Annotated in this window: 15 protein-coding genes; 2 read left to right on the top strand and 13 right to left on the bottom strand. The window is 46.1% G+C overall.

What is annotated here, in order from left to right; translation table 11 throughout:
• Positions 1-193 precede the first annotated feature (193 nt).
• Positions 194-1,084: a YwqG family protein gene (locus tag MKX74_RS02910; protein WP_341177455.1), complete on the bottom strand. Its 891-nt coding sequence runs from the start codon at positions 1,082-1,084 to the stop codon at positions 194-196.
• Positions 1,085-1,323: 239 nt separating this feature from the next.
• Here MKX74_RS02910 and MKX74_RS02905 point away from each other — a divergent pair, with 239 nt between their 5' ends.
• Positions 1,324-1,590, top strand: a complete 267-nt coding sequence (locus MKX74_RS02905; RefSeq protein ID WP_341177454.1) for a hypothetical protein — start codon at positions 1,324-1,326, stop codon at positions 1,588-1,590.
• A 287-nt stretch (positions 1,591-1,877) separates the two neighbouring features.
• Here MKX74_RS02905 and MKX74_RS02900 read toward each other — a convergent pair whose 3' ends face one another.
• From MKX74_RS02900 to MKX74_RS02875, 6 genes are all read right to left on the bottom strand, one after another.
• Positions 1,878-2,966 carry a low temperature requirement protein A gene (locus MKX74_RS02900; RefSeq protein ID WP_018887433.1) on the bottom strand — a complete coding sequence of 363 codons (1,089 nt, stop codon included), beginning with the start codon at positions 2,964-2,966 and terminating at the stop codon, positions 1,878-1,880.
• A gap of 236 nt (positions 2,967-3,202) precedes the next feature.
• On the bottom strand, positions 3,203-3,649 hold the full coding sequence (locus tag MKX74_RS02895) for a hypothetical protein (RefSeq protein ID WP_341177453.1): 447 nt from the start codon (positions 3,647-3,649) through the stop codon (positions 3,203-3,205).
• 532 nt (positions 3,650-4,181) lie between these two features.
• Positions 4,182-4,715 carry an SMI1/KNR4 family protein gene (locus tag MKX74_RS02890; RefSeq protein ID WP_341177452.1) on the bottom strand — a complete coding sequence of 178 codons (534 nt, stop codon included), beginning with the start codon at positions 4,713-4,715 and terminating at the stop codon, positions 4,182-4,184.
• A gap of 193 nt (positions 4,716-4,908) precedes the next feature.
• The gene (locus MKX74_RS02885; RefSeq protein ID WP_341177451.1) at positions 4,909-5,598 is read right to left on the bottom strand and encodes an Imm3 family immunity protein; all 690 of its coding nucleotides are present in this window, start codon (positions 5,596-5,598) and stop codon (positions 4,909-4,911) included.
• A gap of 13 nt (positions 5,599-5,611) precedes the next feature.
• Complete coding sequence (locus MKX74_RS02880) at positions 5,612-7,264, bottom strand: deaminase domain-containing protein (RefSeq protein ID WP_341177450.1); 1,653 nt, start codon at positions 7,262-7,264, stop codon at positions 5,612-5,614.
• A 351-nt stretch (positions 7,265-7,615) separates the two neighbouring features.
• Positions 7,616-8,119: a hypothetical protein gene (locus tag MKX74_RS02875; RefSeq protein WP_341177449.1), complete on the bottom strand. Its 504-nt coding sequence runs from the start codon at positions 8,117-8,119 to the stop codon at positions 7,616-7,618.
• Positions 8,120-8,354: 235 nt separating this feature from the next.
• Here MKX74_RS02875 and MKX74_RS02870 point away from each other — a divergent pair, with 235 nt between their 5' ends.
• Complete coding sequence (locus MKX74_RS02870; protein ID WP_028591466.1) at positions 8,355-9,311, top strand: IS30 family transposase; 957 nt, start codon at positions 8,355-8,357, stop codon at positions 9,309-9,311.
• A 403-nt stretch (positions 9,312-9,714) separates the two neighbouring features.
• Here MKX74_RS02870 and MKX74_RS02865 read toward each other — a convergent pair whose 3' ends face one another.
• From MKX74_RS02865 to MKX74_RS02840, 6 genes are all read right to left on the bottom strand, one after another.
• Positions 9,715-10,542: a hypothetical protein gene (locus MKX74_RS02865; RefSeq protein ID WP_341177448.1), complete on the bottom strand. Its 828-nt coding sequence runs from the start codon at positions 10,540-10,542 to the stop codon at positions 9,715-9,717.
• Between the two features lie 17 nt (positions 10,543-10,559).
• Complete coding sequence (locus tag MKX74_RS02860; protein WP_341177447.1) at positions 10,560-13,553, bottom strand: contractile injection system protein, VgrG/Pvc8 family; 2,994 nt, start codon at positions 13,551-13,553, stop codon at positions 10,560-10,562.
• A gap of 20 nt (positions 13,554-13,573) precedes the next feature.
• A complete protein-coding gene (locus MKX74_RS02855) occupies positions 13,574-14,035 on the bottom strand; it encodes a DUF4280 domain-containing protein (RefSeq protein ID WP_341177446.1) in 462 nt (153 codons plus the stop codon).
• Positions 14,036-14,129: 94 nt separating this feature from the next.
• Positions 14,130-14,759 (bottom strand): hypothetical protein, encoded by a 630-nt coding sequence (locus MKX74_RS02850; RefSeq protein ID WP_341177445.1) that lies wholly within the window; start codon positions 14,757-14,759, stop codon positions 14,130-14,132.
• Positions 14,760-14,772: 13 nt separating this feature from the next.
• Entirely contained in the window at positions 14,773-15,285 is a 513-nt protein-coding gene (locus MKX74_RS02845) for a hypothetical protein (protein WP_341177444.1), read from the bottom strand.
• Positions 15,286-15,297: 12 nt separating this feature from the next.
• The gene (locus tag MKX74_RS02840; RefSeq protein WP_341177443.1) at positions 15,298-16,401 is read right to left on the bottom strand and encodes a pentapeptide repeat-containing protein; all 1,104 of its coding nucleotides are present in this window, start codon (positions 16,399-16,401) and stop codon (positions 15,298-15,300) included.
• Positions 16,402-16,410: the final 9 nt, after the last annotated feature.

Below are 16,410 nucleotides of genomic sequence, written 5' to 3'. Positions count from 1 at the left end.
AATCCCCCGGGGATTTCATGTGAGCTTGGGGTTCGCACCACTAACGCACGCAATTCCCCATGCCCACATAGAACCTCCTCAGTGACCACAATCCACTATCATTTAACTTACATTTACATCATTTACATCATTTACATCATTTACATCACTTATATCGCCTATATCACTTATATCTTTTATTTCCTTATATTCCCTAGCTCGAATACAAGGCACAATAAGTCCGTTCAAAGTTGCCTGCCAGCAGATCCTCTTTACGGATGAAGAAATGCAGCACGCCCGCATCCCACCAGCAAAAGCCGATCTCACTATCTGTCTCGATCTCTAGCAGCATCAAGGTATTATCAATTTCCTGCTGTGCCCGGGTCTCATCTCCATCAAAATGTCCAGCAATGGCCTTCAAGGCTTTGTCCTTACTGTATTCGTAGTTTTTGCCCGTGAGGATCGTAAGAGCTGCTTCATGGAAGTCGTCGTCATGCTGCCCCGTTGGATAACCGAACATCACAGCTACATCGTCTTCCTCCCCGTTCATAGATAATAGCAGATCCTCATAATCCTCGTACTCATGCTCCTCGTCTTCAATCACATCATAATCCACGTAAGCATAATTCGGTGCTTCCAAGGAAGGGCGTGCCGCTAGCTGGTAACCGTTGAATTCCTCTTCCAGCGCAGTTTCCTCAGGAGTCGAGCGACGACGTGCGGTGGGTAATTCCTCTTCCTTGGCATACAGCACCCGATGCTCGATGTTATAGGCAGGCTCATCCACTCCTACGAAGAAATACAGCATCCCCTTCGCAGGAAGTTGGCCTGTAGCGTCTACGTCTTGCAGCTCTGCCAAATTAAGCTGTGCCAGGAATGTCATAGGCACGGGCACGTCATCCTTGGTTAGCGGCCATGCCCACTCCTCTGGCAGATCCGGCTCCCCGCCTATTCTGGAGCTACATACTCGCCCATAGTCTGCCGCTCCAGCTTTGATAAAGCGGATTCCCGCTCTCGTCTGCTCCTGCAGATACGACCGAGCATGTGTGAAGCTGTGCTCATCCAACAATTGATCTAGTTGCTGCTGCTTCTCTTCAGACAAAGACATGTGAATCCTCCTAATTTCTCAAGTCATTTTTGAATTCCAATTGACTTTGTTGAGCTTACATATAGCTGTTGTACAGACAAACCTTGGCCTTCAGAACCCACATACACGCAAAATATGGAGTCTATCGCTGTCTATGCGAGAATTTGCCTATGTCTTGTGCCATCATATATACTCCATATGAGTAAATCGCTTCCACACCATTTCTTGCTATCTACAATCTAGCATGGAGGATGATTGATATGCAATTCACAGACCAGGGCATACTGAACGTTACGTTGGAGGACATTTCAGGTCTCTATGCTTACCGAGATCGGGATGGAGTTGCCTTTGCGGATGGCCTTGCCTTTGAGCTTAAGCTGCAGAGAATCGAATTGACACCCGGAAGTGTGCGAGGTGTAGAGCTACAATTCGGTTCTGCGGAACTGGTCTATCCTGAAGATTATGCAGAGCTGCAAGAGGCGGTCTATGCTGTGGTCCGACAGACAGATCCTGAGTTCCACGGGTAAGTCTATCTTTTACAAAAAGTTATCATCTCTTTCGTTATCCGCACCTGCTCTAGGGCAATTGCAGGGTTTAGCACAGTCTCCTTCTGAGCAGAGGCTCTGCTGCTAGCATACCTGCCAATACAAACAAGCGGGTGCACGATCCATACGATCACTGCTACCCGCTTCATGTTTTTTGTCCTGCCGTTGAGATTACTTTGTCAAGATTACTCGATAAGACTACTCCATTGATCTCCCGCGATTCACCAGATTCCCGCGATTAGACCGCTACATATCATCGTGATCCCATATCAAGCTGTTAATTTCGCAAAAATGATAAAGAATGCTAACAGCTCATCCAGTATCAGCTGCGGTGAAGCAGCCAGATATAAATCTGATACGAATAGCACGCCGATGACTGATGTCAAGGAGAGCATGAGCTTGTAGCTCGGCTTGCGATGGCTGAACTTGAACGAATGGAAGGTGAACATCACCGACCAGAAATACAGCAGTACCGATCCGAACACAAAGCACAAGATGAACGTGTACTCCAAGCCTCCAAGGTACAGCAGCTGCAAGGATGCAGCCATCATGCTTAGCGAGAGATAAATGAACAGGTGACCGTACATAATTGTCTGTCCTGCCGTCTGCTTTTCTTTATCCACATAGCGTTCGACGTTCTCGAAATACTGCCACCAGACGGCAATGACCAGCATGAAGGACAAGGCTGTATACACAATCGACTGAATCGTAAAATGCTGCTCCTCCAGCACAGAGATCATGCTCACAACAGATTCTCCGAGCAAAATAAGGGTGAACAGCGCGAAGCGCTCCAGCAGGTGTGACGTCTGAATCGGTGTGATGACCAGCTTGCGCCGCCCAATGATGGGCACTAGGATATCGATCGCAATCCCCGCATACAACACCACATACCGCAGTCCCGAGTCCAGAAAGATCGACAGGCAAGAGATGACGATGCCAATCCAGAAATACTTTCCGAAGAAACTCGCTGTCTCGCGCTTATGATGCGTGTGAGCACGGGCCGTTATCACATACTGGATCGCAGTTAGCGCCCTTAGACCGATGTATCCGATCAGAAACGGTAAATAGTTTGCATCAAAGTTCACGTCCAGACTCGCGATCATGATCAGTACAAAGAACATCTGCACAATCATAGCTACCCGTTGTGTATTACGATCCTCACCATAACGATTGACGTACACCGTCTGACCGACCCAGGCCCACCAGATCGGGATGAAAATAAGTATGAATTTCCCCAGATGCTCTGGTGAAATACTGCCATGCTCGACATGTAATAGCACATGCGTGGCTTTGGAGACCGCAGCGACGAACAACAGATCGTAGAAGAGCTCAAGCCAGGTCACCTTTTTCTCCAGCATTCGTATAATCTTCCTCCTCGTCAGCGCCAAACGACGCTGTGATATGTCGAATCTTATTCTATAAAATTTTAAATAAAAAGTCTGCAATTTACTTTACGCCGATACTCTTGTACAAGGATAGTCTGAACGCTTCTGTGATCTTTTATAAGTCTGGGACGCTGTGGTAATATGCAAAAATACAGCTATCCAGAGATAGCTGCTTGTGGTCGAGTCCTTGTTTCGTATTTTCTGTAGCACTACTTCTCTTTCTGTGTCTTGCGTATACTGTAATCCGAGGCGATAAGCTCTATATAGCTATCATTCCCTGTAATAAGATAATGCCGCAGGTTCAGACGATTGCGCGGGTCGTATAAAGGCTGCCGCTGCTGAAGATGCTGCGAGTCCTGTACGGCATAGAACCCATTCATTCCTTGCCCATCCAGAATCTCGAACTCCCCATGATGTGCCTCGTAGAAGTTCAAGCTTATACAATTGACCTCCGCAACAATCGGAAAGTAAATCTCCAATTCCTCGTATTCCATTGGTTCTATCGGCTGGATATCCGTGGACTGGGCATTCGTTGGCTGAATATCAGGTTTGCGGACATCAAGCCGGATCTTAGCTCCGCCATGCTCGGTGTAGACGACCTCCACATCCGTCGTAGATATGATGAAGCCGATCGGCTCAGGGACAAGATTTAACATATATGTATTCATCCTTTCCAGAAAACAAAAGCTAGGGCTACGATCATCCCTCTAGTTCATGTTCATCTTAGTGTATTGGGGCGGTGGATGGCAATAAATTGAAAGGACTGGATACAGAGTTGGCTTATTACTGCCTCTCTTTTATATGGAAAAAGCTAACCATAATGCTTTTGATTCTATTTGCTCTTGCTAAATCTTCATACTCATCTAGTGCTCTTACATGATAACTTCCCTTATCACCGTAATTATCCATAAATTCCTGATAAATATCCGTCGCACTTCTCTGACTTTGTCTAAGTCAACTTTTCACGGCTTCTCAGCCCCATCTTTTCTCCCGCCCCCTTATATTCTACTATTTTCCATCCATTCCGTTATGATCCTCAGACGGCTTATCCAGTCCACCACTAGAGCCGCCGCGACCATCGCTATCCATCCGGGAATAGTCCTTTTGTCTCCAAAAAAAGTGAAAAATCCGCAATATGAGAGAAAATCTCAATTGCGGATTGATATTATCTAGCTATTTTTTCAAACCTTATTTTCTTACTGAGATATGGCTAAGAAATACTTCAAAGGATTCACTAACGTAGTCTAATGTTTCGTCCTGCCACTCTTCTAGTAGCTTTTCTTCCAATTCCTCATCAGTAATTTCAGATTCCAGAATAACGTCCTCATGATTTTGGTAAACGATTTTCGGCTCATTCTCATCTTCTCGATAATCAAACAGAAATTTATCTCCAGCTCCATTAATCGCAAAAGGAAAGACCTTTTTGGGTAATGCCTCACTTAAAGTATTATATGCTAATTCAATAGGAGAAATAACCTCTCCCAGGACTTCTTTTTCTATTAAAGACAGTAGTTGAATGCTCCAAGTTAACTTCCCCTTCACTTTAACAACTCCTATCTCCCACTCCTCCTGATCATTCATGACATATGGTACTGAGCCATCATGTTTTAGCACAATGTCAACATACGATTTAGGAAGCTTTACATTCCACTTGCTCTCTAAGTCTTTAACTTTCTTTTCATCTAAAAATACCTGATCAGACCACTTTATATTATAACTCATAATGATCCTCCTCCACTCTTCAATTCACAAGTAATCAAAAATTTAGGATAAGCCGTCACTTATATAAGTGTATTTTTTCGCATACAGCGATGGACAAAAAAGAAACCACAACACGGCGGTTAACTCGTATTGTGGATTCAATTGATTGTAGTCCAACTTAACATTGTTTCAGAAAACATTTTTGAAAATTGGTCTATAAATTTTTAATTTTACTTAACACTTCCTTAATTCGGATAGATAGATCAAACTTCTCGGATTCTGTTAATTGTTGACCTATTTCACTTATATCGAACCGCTCTAATTCAATTTTCAAACTCAAAAATTCATTCTCTGGTTTAATGCTATGTCTAATAAGCAGTTCGGCAAGTGTTGTTTTAACAACAATATTCTCGCTCCGAGTACTCCTACATTCACGATCAAACCTTTTCTCCATTTTCTCAATTATCCCACTCGCATTGTTGATGTTGGCGATAATTTCCATAAAATAGTCCTTTACTTCTTTTTCCATTTCATTGTAATACCATCTTGTATACGGACTACGATCAACAGGAATACTTTCTATCCCTTCAAGTACCATATCTCTTCGTTCTAGTATATCTTGATACTCATCAGAGGTTGTTTCAAGTTGTAACTTTTCTAAATCTAAATCCTTCAGCTGATTAACTATCTTCTCTTTAGAATTTATAAAGATTTTTGAATGTGTTAAATAAATCCTTCCTTCTGCAATGACAACTACCGCTTTCTCCATTTCACCTCTTTTTTGTACACCGAAGTATGCCTCAGACGTACAGACGAGTGCTTCAGCATTGCTCATTCCCTCACTCTTGAAATCAAAATATCTTTCATAAAACGCACCGAATAATGCCTCATAATTTCGTTTCATATTAGTGTCCCCTTTAAGGATTCTTTGGAATTACTAATTCATCGCCGTTATGAATTATTTCAATGTCAATATTTGGATAATCTTTATGAAATCTCTCAATAACTCTACTACAGCTTGCACACGTATCTAACTCAGTAAATAATTTTATTTTCCCACTAGCCTTTGAAGGGTCAGGTAATTTATCCAGTCTTGCGGCTAAATCATTGAGTATTTTATACTCCGTATCGTTATCTCTTAATCTTATATTTCCGCCTCTATCTGGTGCAAGTGTTGCTTCATACTTTGGTTTAGGTGGCTTTAACGAAAAATCAGCATAATCTTTCGCCTTGTTATCACCATTTAAGCTACTATGTGCATAGAATTCCTTTTTGTCAATCCCTGCAATATCTACTTCAGAATATGCGAAATTCAGCTCATCTTTAAGCCTATTAGAAAGCTTACCTCTCAACTCACTTACCCTATCAAGAATATGTGTTTCTTTATTCAGATCAATCTTCCTTGTAGGAAATACTTTTCCAATACTTACATTGGGGTCAGATTCACCCGTCCCCTCAGCCTCTTCATCCTTTCTCTGTTGCTCCTCATCTTCCCTTCTTTTCCGTTCATCTTCATGATGATCCTTAGGTGGCTTATCCGGTCCACCCCCAGAGCCTCCGCGACCATTACTATCCATCCGGGAATAATCCTCGAACTCCCATCTCGGTCGCCCATTACTGATTTTCCCGAATCCGACGGGAATGAGTCGCTTGGAAAAGATATTCATCCGATTCGCAAGACTCTGCATAAAGCTCTCCAGCGAGGCTATATCCAGCGGGAGCCGCAGGGCGTTCGTCTTCAATTTTCCATCTCCACCTAGACTTTTGACCGCCTCGTGCAGGGTATCATTCCATCGAGGAGCTACCATACCCCTCCCGCCTGAATTTCCGCTCCCACTACCTGACTTGCCGCCTGTTGACTCCCCGTGTACTGCTGGAGTGCCCTTGCTCATATCTCCGACACTCTTGGCGAGCTTAGCCGCACCTTTTGCAAATCCGATGATATCCACGGCCCGTTCCGCTGCTTTGATCTGGTTATATCCCGCATTATAGCTTTCCTCGGCGCTGCGAGTGAGCACGTTGCCCTTATCGTCATAGACCTTCACAAATGGATCAATCAATGACTCCCCGGCTCCTACGATGTCGTTGCCCAGCTCAGACCAGCTTTTCTTCAGCGTGACCGTATCTGCAATATACGTCCCGGTTGCCTCCACAGCACGTCCTAGCCCTGCCTGCGTCTCATTATGCTCCAAAAAACCTTTACCAAACATCTCGCCGGGCTCGACCACGGGATTGAGCAATTGCGCACCCATATCGACGACATCCACGGCAAAATTCCACACGCCCTCGACGAACTCTATGCCTGCATCCAGCGCACCCTTGCCCTCTTCCAGCGCATTGTCCAGGGCGCGGGAGGCCATAACCATTCCAATCCCTTTTTCGGCTACCTGCTGTTCGAATGCCGAGAGTATCGGCTCACCATAAAATTGATGCACGGAAGCTTCGAGCTGCACCTCCGTCCCTTGGCTGTTCACTTGCTCCGCCGGATCCAGCTTCTCCGTGGTTGTACCCAGATGTAGACCGTCAGAGCCGACGAACTGATGCGTTTGATGAAAAAGTGAAGGTAACAAAAAACAGATCGATTACGGTGCTATCTGACCATAATCAACCTGCTAGATGTATCGGAACAGCGTTATTTAGGGTATAGAACTAAAGGATTTAATGTATATAGAACCGAAATGGAGAAGACCTTATACTTGTATTAGATGAGTTCTACCGTTGGAACCAGCCACCTGACTCATTCGGCAATGGGCCTGAGCATTCATCCAACAAAAAACACCATAATATAATACAGATGGCTATCTTGTATTGAACGACTGGTTATACAAGATTATTAACGCACCTAAAAACTTCTCACAAGTACTTCATCATTTTTCACTCAACAGATAAGGAAATATCACATTATGCGCCGCCCCCTATCCTTACAAAATCCCCTTCTCATATGGATAATTCAGGAGAGCTAGATTTTCTCTTGTCATATACCAGATTCGATATTCATCCAACTTACTGTTTATTAATAAACGTCCTTTAACTCTTTTCAATAGAGGATACGTAGAATCATCTTCAACAACCAAATCCTGACTGTTTAACTGCAATAGTCTTCCAATAACTTCGAGTAGTTTTTTCCATCCGACATCAAATGTACGCGTTATAAATTGAATACTAATAAAAACATTCGTATCTACACCATACGCATCAATATTTGCCTTCCTATAACGTTCCGTATAATCATCATTATCATCTAAATCAATGCTCATTGAAAAATATGTGCAACCGACACTTACGCGTTGAGCATAAGACCTATCCCATACTTCTGCCTCATAATCAATTAATTCTACAAATAATACCTCGCATATCATATTGTAGAGCAATTTCCCCAACTCTTCTTTAGGCAAATTAGAACCAATACATAACGAAAAATCCATTTTACTCATACCTCCAGTACGCTCTAGTTACTTGACGACCTTCAATGATTAATAGCTCATCTAAATGTTTTAAATCCTTCTGAAGTTTGACCTAATAGAAAATATATCTATTTATTTATGACGGATTGTAATATGAAGTGCGACACCTACTGGAAATAAATATACCAAAGAGCCCATGGCCGGATTCGTGTAGAATGAAGGTTCCTACACCACATTCACACAAGGAGAATCCACCATGAGCTACACACATCTTAGCATAATCGAGCGAAGCAAGCTAGAAATCCTCCACCAGCAGGGGAAAAGTACCAGAGCGATTGCCAAGGAACTTGGCAGACATCATGCCACCATTGGCCGTGAACTCCGCCGAAATGCAGCAGAACACCCGTACTGCGCGGAGAACTCGCAAGAGGGCTATGTCCAGCGCCGTAAGGCGTCAGTTTCCGGAGGTAAGTGGAATCTAGAACTGGCGAGTCGCATCGAAGAAAAGCTTCAGGCGACCTGGTCTCCGGAGCAAACCGTAGAGCGATTGCGTCAGGAGGGTCAAGCGATGGTATGTTTTAAAACGATCTATCGCTGGCTGTATACAGGCCGTTTGGTAAAAGGCGTGCTTACGGTTTTACGGCACAAAGGTAAACGGCAGAGACCTGCAGAGACACGCGGCAAGTTCGCTGTGGGTAAGGCCATCTCTCAGCGTCCGAAAGTGGTTCGTTCCCGGGAGACCTTCGGCCATTGGGAGCTCGATACAGTCGTCTCAGGCCGTGGGAAAAGCAAGGGCTGCTTGGCCACGTTTATCGAACGCAAAACCCGCTTGTACACCGCCATTCGGATGCCAGACCGTACCGCGTTGTCCATGGAGATTGCCTTTGGTGTAGCGGCCTCACAGTATCCTACCCATGCATTTCAAACCGCTACCGCAGACCGTGGCAAGGAGTTTGCCTGTTACGCCAGCTTGGAAGCTACTCATGGCGTACAGGTGTATTTCGCAGATCCGTATTCCTCCTGGCAACGCGGCTCGAATGAGAATGCCAACGGCCTCTTGCGAGAGTTTTTCCCCAAGGGGACCGATTTCGCGCAAATCACGGATGAAGCTCTGGAAAACGCTCTGCACTTGATCAACCAAAGACCACGTAAATGTCTGGACTGGAGGACCGCTCACGAATCCTTTTCAGAGGAACTGTCGCACTTGGCTTGACAATCCGTCTTATAAATAAGGATTTTATGTTTGTTAAACACATTTACCATTACCACCCTTTTTATTCGGTAGCATTTCTATATCGTAACCCTTGTTTGCTAGTAAGTTTGCCGCTTCATTTTGCAAAGTTGTTGGATTCGATTCTTTAGGATCACGCGTTTCATACTTACCTCTAGGTTTTCCGCCTTCAGGAAGTGTCGGTTTAGTTATACCTTCACCCGTCCCCTAAGTTGTAATCTTAAATTGACGGACCCTCGGTAACGTCATAGCGTCGAATAAAAAAGAAAACCACAACACGGCTAGTTAGCACGTATTGTGGTATTATTAATTGAACTGTGTGATTCTTAAAAAGGAGATCTCTTTTATTTAGTTACAAAAATTACACTACCTTAAACTCATCATATTAAATACATTTAAGCCTTATTAATAAATCATGAACTCGCATAGACAAATCTTTTTTTTCTGATTCAGGTAACAATATATTTAAGTCGCTCATTTTATATGTCAAAAGTTCAGTTTCTATATTTTTAAGATACTCAACTGCAAAAATATCATTATCAAGTAATAATTCACCCAAAACAGTTTGAACTATCACACTCTCTCCTAAAGCAAACTTAGAGTTTTTTAATCGTTCAAGTAATTGCGAAGCGATTTCTTCAGCATTTTGTTCTTCTTGAGTATTTAAGATATCCAAAAAAAGCTTCATATCTAATTGCTTATAGTACCAAGCGTTATCCATTATATCAAGCACTTCATTACTAATGTCTCTTGATTCGTACTCACTTAGGCTACTACTTGGTATACGGGATCTCCCAATTTTCCCACATATTATATCAGCATGGTGATACCTCACCCTCCCACCTCTCTTAAATAAATCAATTATTGGGTTGTACATATCATGAAATTTAAGTGCAATGGGTATTTTTTGGTCAATTAAGTAAGCCCATTCTAAACTAAATAAACAAGTCCATTTTACTAGCCATTCATTTTTTATCAGTTCTAATTCAGGACACATTGCTTCAATATCAATAGGTATTTCAATTTCGCTTTCTTTGGCAGCACTAAAAAAAGCACGCCTCTGAGTAGTTTCAATTGAAAGCTGATCTAAAAAAATGGCCCTTCTCCTATAGAATTCAAAAAGCAGAATTGCATGTGAGGGCTTATCAGGTTCTTCGTTTGACCAATCTATATTCATAATTTGTTCTCTAGTGGATTCAAATCTCTCATTCATTAATTGTTCACCTCATTTTATAATTTCGGACTATAATCTGGGTCTGGATATTTACCTGGTGGACTCGGTGCATTATCATGGGCTCCAGGCGGGTCACCCGTCATACCATCTATTGGGTCGTATGACTTAATATCACGGTAAGGTTCCCCATTTTTCATTCGAATGCTTTCATCTAGTTCATGTTCTTTAAGTTGGCGGAACCACTCTTTTTCTTCAGGTGATAACTCATCTATTAATGCTTTTTCCCATCCATAAGCTATATCTATATCGGGATCAAAATAACCTTCATAATAATATTTGCCATTCACATGGTCTGGTAAATTAACATGTTTTGTCAAGATCAAATGTTCTTTTAATTTGATCGCTTCATCGACGGTCAACCCAGTATTTAGGGCAAAAGTTTCAATCTCTTGCATATCTAAACCCGATGCCCTTAATTTTTCATAAGTCTTTAATGCTATTTTCTCTTGTTTGAACGAAGGAACAAATTCTATAGGTTCCCCTCGCGGTCCAATAGGTGGAATTTCACCCGTCCCCTCAGTATCATCTTCCCTTCTCTTTCGCTCATCCCCATGATGATCCTTAGGTGGCTTATCTGGTCCACCCCCAGAGCCTCCGCGACCATTACTATCCATCCGGGAATAATCCTCGAACTCCCATCTCGGTCGCCCATTACTGATTTTCCCGAATCCGACGGGAATGAGTCGCTTGGAAAAGATATTCATCCGATTCGCAAGACTCTGCATAAAGCTCTCCAGCGAGGCTATATCCAGCGGGAGCCGCAGGGCGTTCGTCTTCAATTTCCCATCTCCACCCAGACTTTTGACCGCCTCGTGCAGGGTATCATTCCATCGAGGAACTACCATACCCCTCCCGCCTGAATTTCCGCTCCCACTACCTGACTTGCCGCCTGTTGACTCCCCGTGTACTGCAGGAGTGCCCTTGCTCATATCTCCTATACTTTTCCCGAGCTTAGCTGTACCTTTTGCAAATCCGATGATATCCACGGCCCGTTCCGCTGCTTTGATCTGGTTATATCCCGCATTATAGCTTTCCTCGGCGCTGCGAGTGAGCACGTTGCCCTTATCGTCATAGACCTTCACAAATGGATCAATCAATGACTCCCCGGCTCCTACGATGTCGTTGCCCAGCTCAGACCAGCTTTTCTTCAGCGTGACCGTATCTGCAATATACGTCCCGGTTGCCTCCACAGCACGTCCTAGCCCTGCCTGCGTCTCATTATGCTCCAAAAAACCTTTACCAAACATCTCGCCGGGCTCGACCACGGGATTGAGCAATTGCGCACCCATATCGACGACATCCACGGCAAAATTCCACACGCCCTCGACGAACTCTATGCCTGCATCCAGCGCACCCTTGCCCTCTTCCAGCGCATTGTCCAGGGCGCGGGAGGCCATAACCATTCCAATCCCTTTTTCGGCTACCTGCTGTTCGAATGCCGAGAGTATCGGCTCACCATAAAATTGATGCACGGAAGCTTCGAGCTGTACCTCCGTCCCTTGGCTGTTCACTTGCTCCGCCAGATCCAGCTTCTCCGTGGTTGTACCCAGATGCAGACCGTCAGAGCCGACGAACTGAATACGTCCACCAGATAGGCTGAGGCCGCCTGACGCCTGAATCTGGACACGCTGAGTGCTGTTCAAGCTCACACCATAGTCGGCATTCATGTTGATGTACAGGGCGCCCTCCTGGGCATGCATCGCCAGCTCCTGCTGGCCTAACGAGATTTCTTTGCCCTCTGGATTGGCAAAGGATTTGACCCCGGGATCGGCTGTCTTCCGTGCATGACGTTGAGCTGGCGATTCGACGATGGCTCCTGGCGCAGCAGTGTTAGCAGAAGACGCTTGGGGTACATTCGTCGAGGGCTTCGTTCTCACGGATTGAATGACCATCGCGTCATCCTCATCCTGCCCCGGGAAGTACAGCTTCACCTGTGCACCCTTCTCCGGCATGAGATACCACACCTGATTACCCTCGGCTGAATACGGGAACCATTGAGCCGCTTGTGGCGGTTGCTTGTCCAGATCCAGATGCAAGCGCACCTGATTCCGGCTGACCTCGATAATCTTGCCTTCGATCGACGCACCGATAATGGTCTGGTTGTACCTCTTGGGTACTCGCAGCCCTTCGGGAATGGCACACTCATAGGACCAGGTCATGAGTCCTCGTACCAGCTTCCCTTCTCGCCGGGTAATCACATAGACCTCGTGTCCCCGATGCACCTCATCTCCTAATTGCAGGATACGATTCCATTCGAACGCATAACGGGTATAATCCTCTGCACGTACGCTCGCTCCACGGTTCGTGACTTGATCCAGATAAGGAGCGAGATTTCTTTTCAATGTAAAAGGAACATCCTCCAGCCGAATCTGCTTACCCGTCTGTGGAATCCCGATCCAGATCTGAGGGTGATGGGACAATGTATTCGGAATGAGCGTGGCTCCCGCATGCGAGGCCAAGCGCTGTAAGAAGGCCCAGTCCGTCTCCTGATATTGCAGAATGAATTGCCCTGTAGCTTGCTTGCCAAAAGCTTCATCGATCTTGTCTGCCCCCGGGTAGTCATTAAGAACGATATCTACAATCTCTACGAATTGTTGATCCACCCGCTGGAAGGATCGATTCTTGAATTCGGTATCCAGCTTGAAGCTGTGGGAGATGATCTCCAGCTGAACCGTGGCCTCCTCCGGGGCATGCTGAACTTGTACATCATACAGCTGGCCCATGAACAATGGACGTCTTGTACCCTGCTCGTCATCGTACCATAGCTCGATATTGTCGTCTGCACTGGCCTCCTTGAGAAGAGACTCTGCCAGCGAAGGGTCAACACCCCCCTGTATCCTTAGTCTGGCGTGATCTCCCCATTCCTGGAGCATGTCCATCTGCTGAAGACGGATACTGCCATAGGGCCAGACGACATGTATTTGTTGATAGGTCAGGCGGTCTTTCTCTACATTCATACCCATGTCTCCTTGGTTCTTCTCCTGATTCATCTATGGACTCAGAGATCGTCTTAAGCGTCCTGCCCATCGTCTGTAATCGAGATAATCCCGCCGCTCTCGGGAATATCTACTACAATAAGGGCCGGGCCTATTGGCATCCGAGCGCCAGGTATGCCTTTGCAGTTGCATGTTAATGTGCAATCACTTAGCAGTGCAGGGGCCCCCTCGATGAGTACATCCTCTTTCCCTCCCGTCCATTTGGCTCCGAATTCAATCTGGGGCTCGCAAGGAGCACCTTGCAGCAGTTTGCATAGTCCAAAAGCATACTTCTTGCTTATGTTGGCGCCGCATATGGCATCTTCTACGCTCAAGACGGGCTTGTCCTTGATATAGACACCATGGCTATACATCATATTGAGCACACCGGGATCTGTCCCCTGACTGCATTGCAAGGTGGCCCCTCTCACCACATAAGTCTTTTCACCACCAAATGCCCCCTGGCTTAAGGCCTTGACTAGCATCTGTAAAAGCATGTTCAGCCTCCTTCTAATCGGATCATGTTCAGTCCTATCTATTTCAACCCATTTATATTGGCTTCCCAGTATTTCGCATCATGAATTCGCCATATCAGCTACGATCCGTCCAAGTCGCCGTGCGGAATATCGCGTAGATGATAGGAGTCCACATGGACGCCTGCTCCAGCTTGAATTGACAGCTCACCATTAACGACCTCTCCCGCCAAGAGCGGATGAATCCAATCTGTAGACAGGGTGTAGGCATCACCGGGAAGACGCAGGTATAGCTGTGTACGTGAGTATCCTGAAGCGGTATAAGCTTCTGCTCCACCCTCATCATGGCAGGCTGTGTACATCCTATCTGATGTAACAGATGCTCCTGATATTCTTCCACCTGTGCAGGAAGCAGTTCCTGTGCGCTATGGTGAATACCCAACAAGATCCCCTGCTCATGATCCCGAGCCGTCCAGCTCCCGGGCTTCTTATTGGCTTGCTGTGCAGGAGTCTCAGGAATCCAGCTTACGGGCAAGTGCAGGATGAGATCACCATCCAATAAGGGGACCGGATGAAATGAAATCTGCTGCCCCTCCGGCAACACCAATGCGCCATGCGGAATCTCCTCTACAGCCTGCTCTGTGGTTATAAGCATCCAGTTCTCTTCGTTCTCTGTTGTATCTATCTTTTCCCGCAGCACTTGCTGATTGCGCAGCTTTAGGAACGTTTCATCCCAGTACATATTCAAGTCCTTCCTCCCCTCACACGAACTCCAGCTTATGTAGGCGAAAGCCCGTCAGACCACGCCGAAGCAAACTTTCCGCAGCCTCCAGACTCACGATGAAGTAAGGCTCTCTCACTCCGCCAAGCCGAAAGTAATGATGCTCCTTGATCTGCGCTGCATCCAGTACAAGACGCTTCAGGGTCTGATCATGCGGGTGAAACTCTGAGTGGATGGAGGTCCCCTCTACTACAGGAACATGAGCTATCCAATAGAGCTCCTGATGATTCGTGTCTGGGCTCACCAGATGGATCTGCTTCCAGCGAATATGTACGTTGTACAGCTCCAGAATTCGCTTCATGGTATCTGACATTAACGGCTGCTCCCTGGATACAGGAAGCCAATCCGTATAATCCTCCTCCGCCGCAGCCTGAGCCTGCCATACTTGGGCAGGTGGCATACGGACGAACGGCGTATCCAGTAAGTCAGGGTGGACCAGCTTGAGACGGCGGGAGGTACGATCTTCATTTACAATTGCATAATATTGGTGCATAGCATGTCCTCCTTACTCCGTCCAGATGATGGAACGGGATTGAAGCTCACTTAGTCGCCAGCTCTGGCTGTACTTACGTGGTACACGAGTCCCTTGCATGGAGGCTCCCGCGAAGTAAGCATGCTCAAAGCCTTCCGCATCCGTAAAATCCACCCCATCCAGGCAAGCATGCTCGAAGCGTACCCCGCATAGCCCCGGTGAACGTTCTCCCCCTTCTCTTCTGGCTAGTGCACTGGCGCGGCGAAAGCTGGTGTTCGCAAGCTGACTGAATCGAAAATCGGCATCCGTCAGCAAGGAGCCCTCAAAGCTGCTCTCCTGCAAGGCAGCATGCTGCCAGCGACTTCCGATCAGAATACATGCTTCGAATCGACTGGCAATGAGTTCACTATGGCTAAAATCGTTGTATCGTAAATCCCGCTCCAATATGTGCAGATGTGGCCATGCGAGCTGCTTCAGATTCTCGTAGACATACGGCTTGTCCTCATCCGCTTGTAGCAATTGCTCGACCCGTTCATCAGCACTTCTCACTACCGAGTCCTCAATATATACACTTTCACTGTAGTCTCGATATTCGCCTGTTCGAATCATGAGTCGATTCGCTTTATCCATATCCTGATACTCCGGCAACTCTATGGCTGCAGGCAATGCCAAGTGGAGGAGAGCCTTCACATATTGATGAAAATAAGGAACCAGCCCCAATACCAAATGCTCGACGTCAGCAGGATGGATGGAGCCCATGTATTTTTTGCGTGCCTGCTCCAGCTCTAGTACCATCTGCCCCAGGGGCGCATACGCCCATGAGGCATCATAGGTGCAGCGAATCTCTGAGTCGTCCGTGTACCACCCGGCAGAATAAGCCTCCACCATGTACAGGTATGACTGCTCTAGCACCTGCGTACGCAGCAGGGAATAGTGAATATAGTCGATCGGTCCTTGATGGTCCAATTCCTGCTGCTGATGGATCTGCATGCATAGGTGTCGGAACGAAGCGAGGACATCCGTGATCAACTGTCCCTGGCACTGATGAAATGTAGTCTCAAGAAGGTCCAACTGATGATTGAGGAGCGGGGCCACCTCCTGTTCTCTGAAGTGCTGTAGCGCTGACAACCTGTCCATGGCTGTGAG

Source organism: Paenibacillus sp. FSL K6-1230 (genome assembly GCF_038002385.1).
Lineage (GTDB): Bacteria > Bacillota > Bacilli > Paenibacillales > Paenibacillaceae > Paenibacillus > Paenibacillus massiliensis.
Note: the sequence above shows the minus strand (reverse complement) of the source record. Positions and strands in the feature narration are given on the sequence as shown.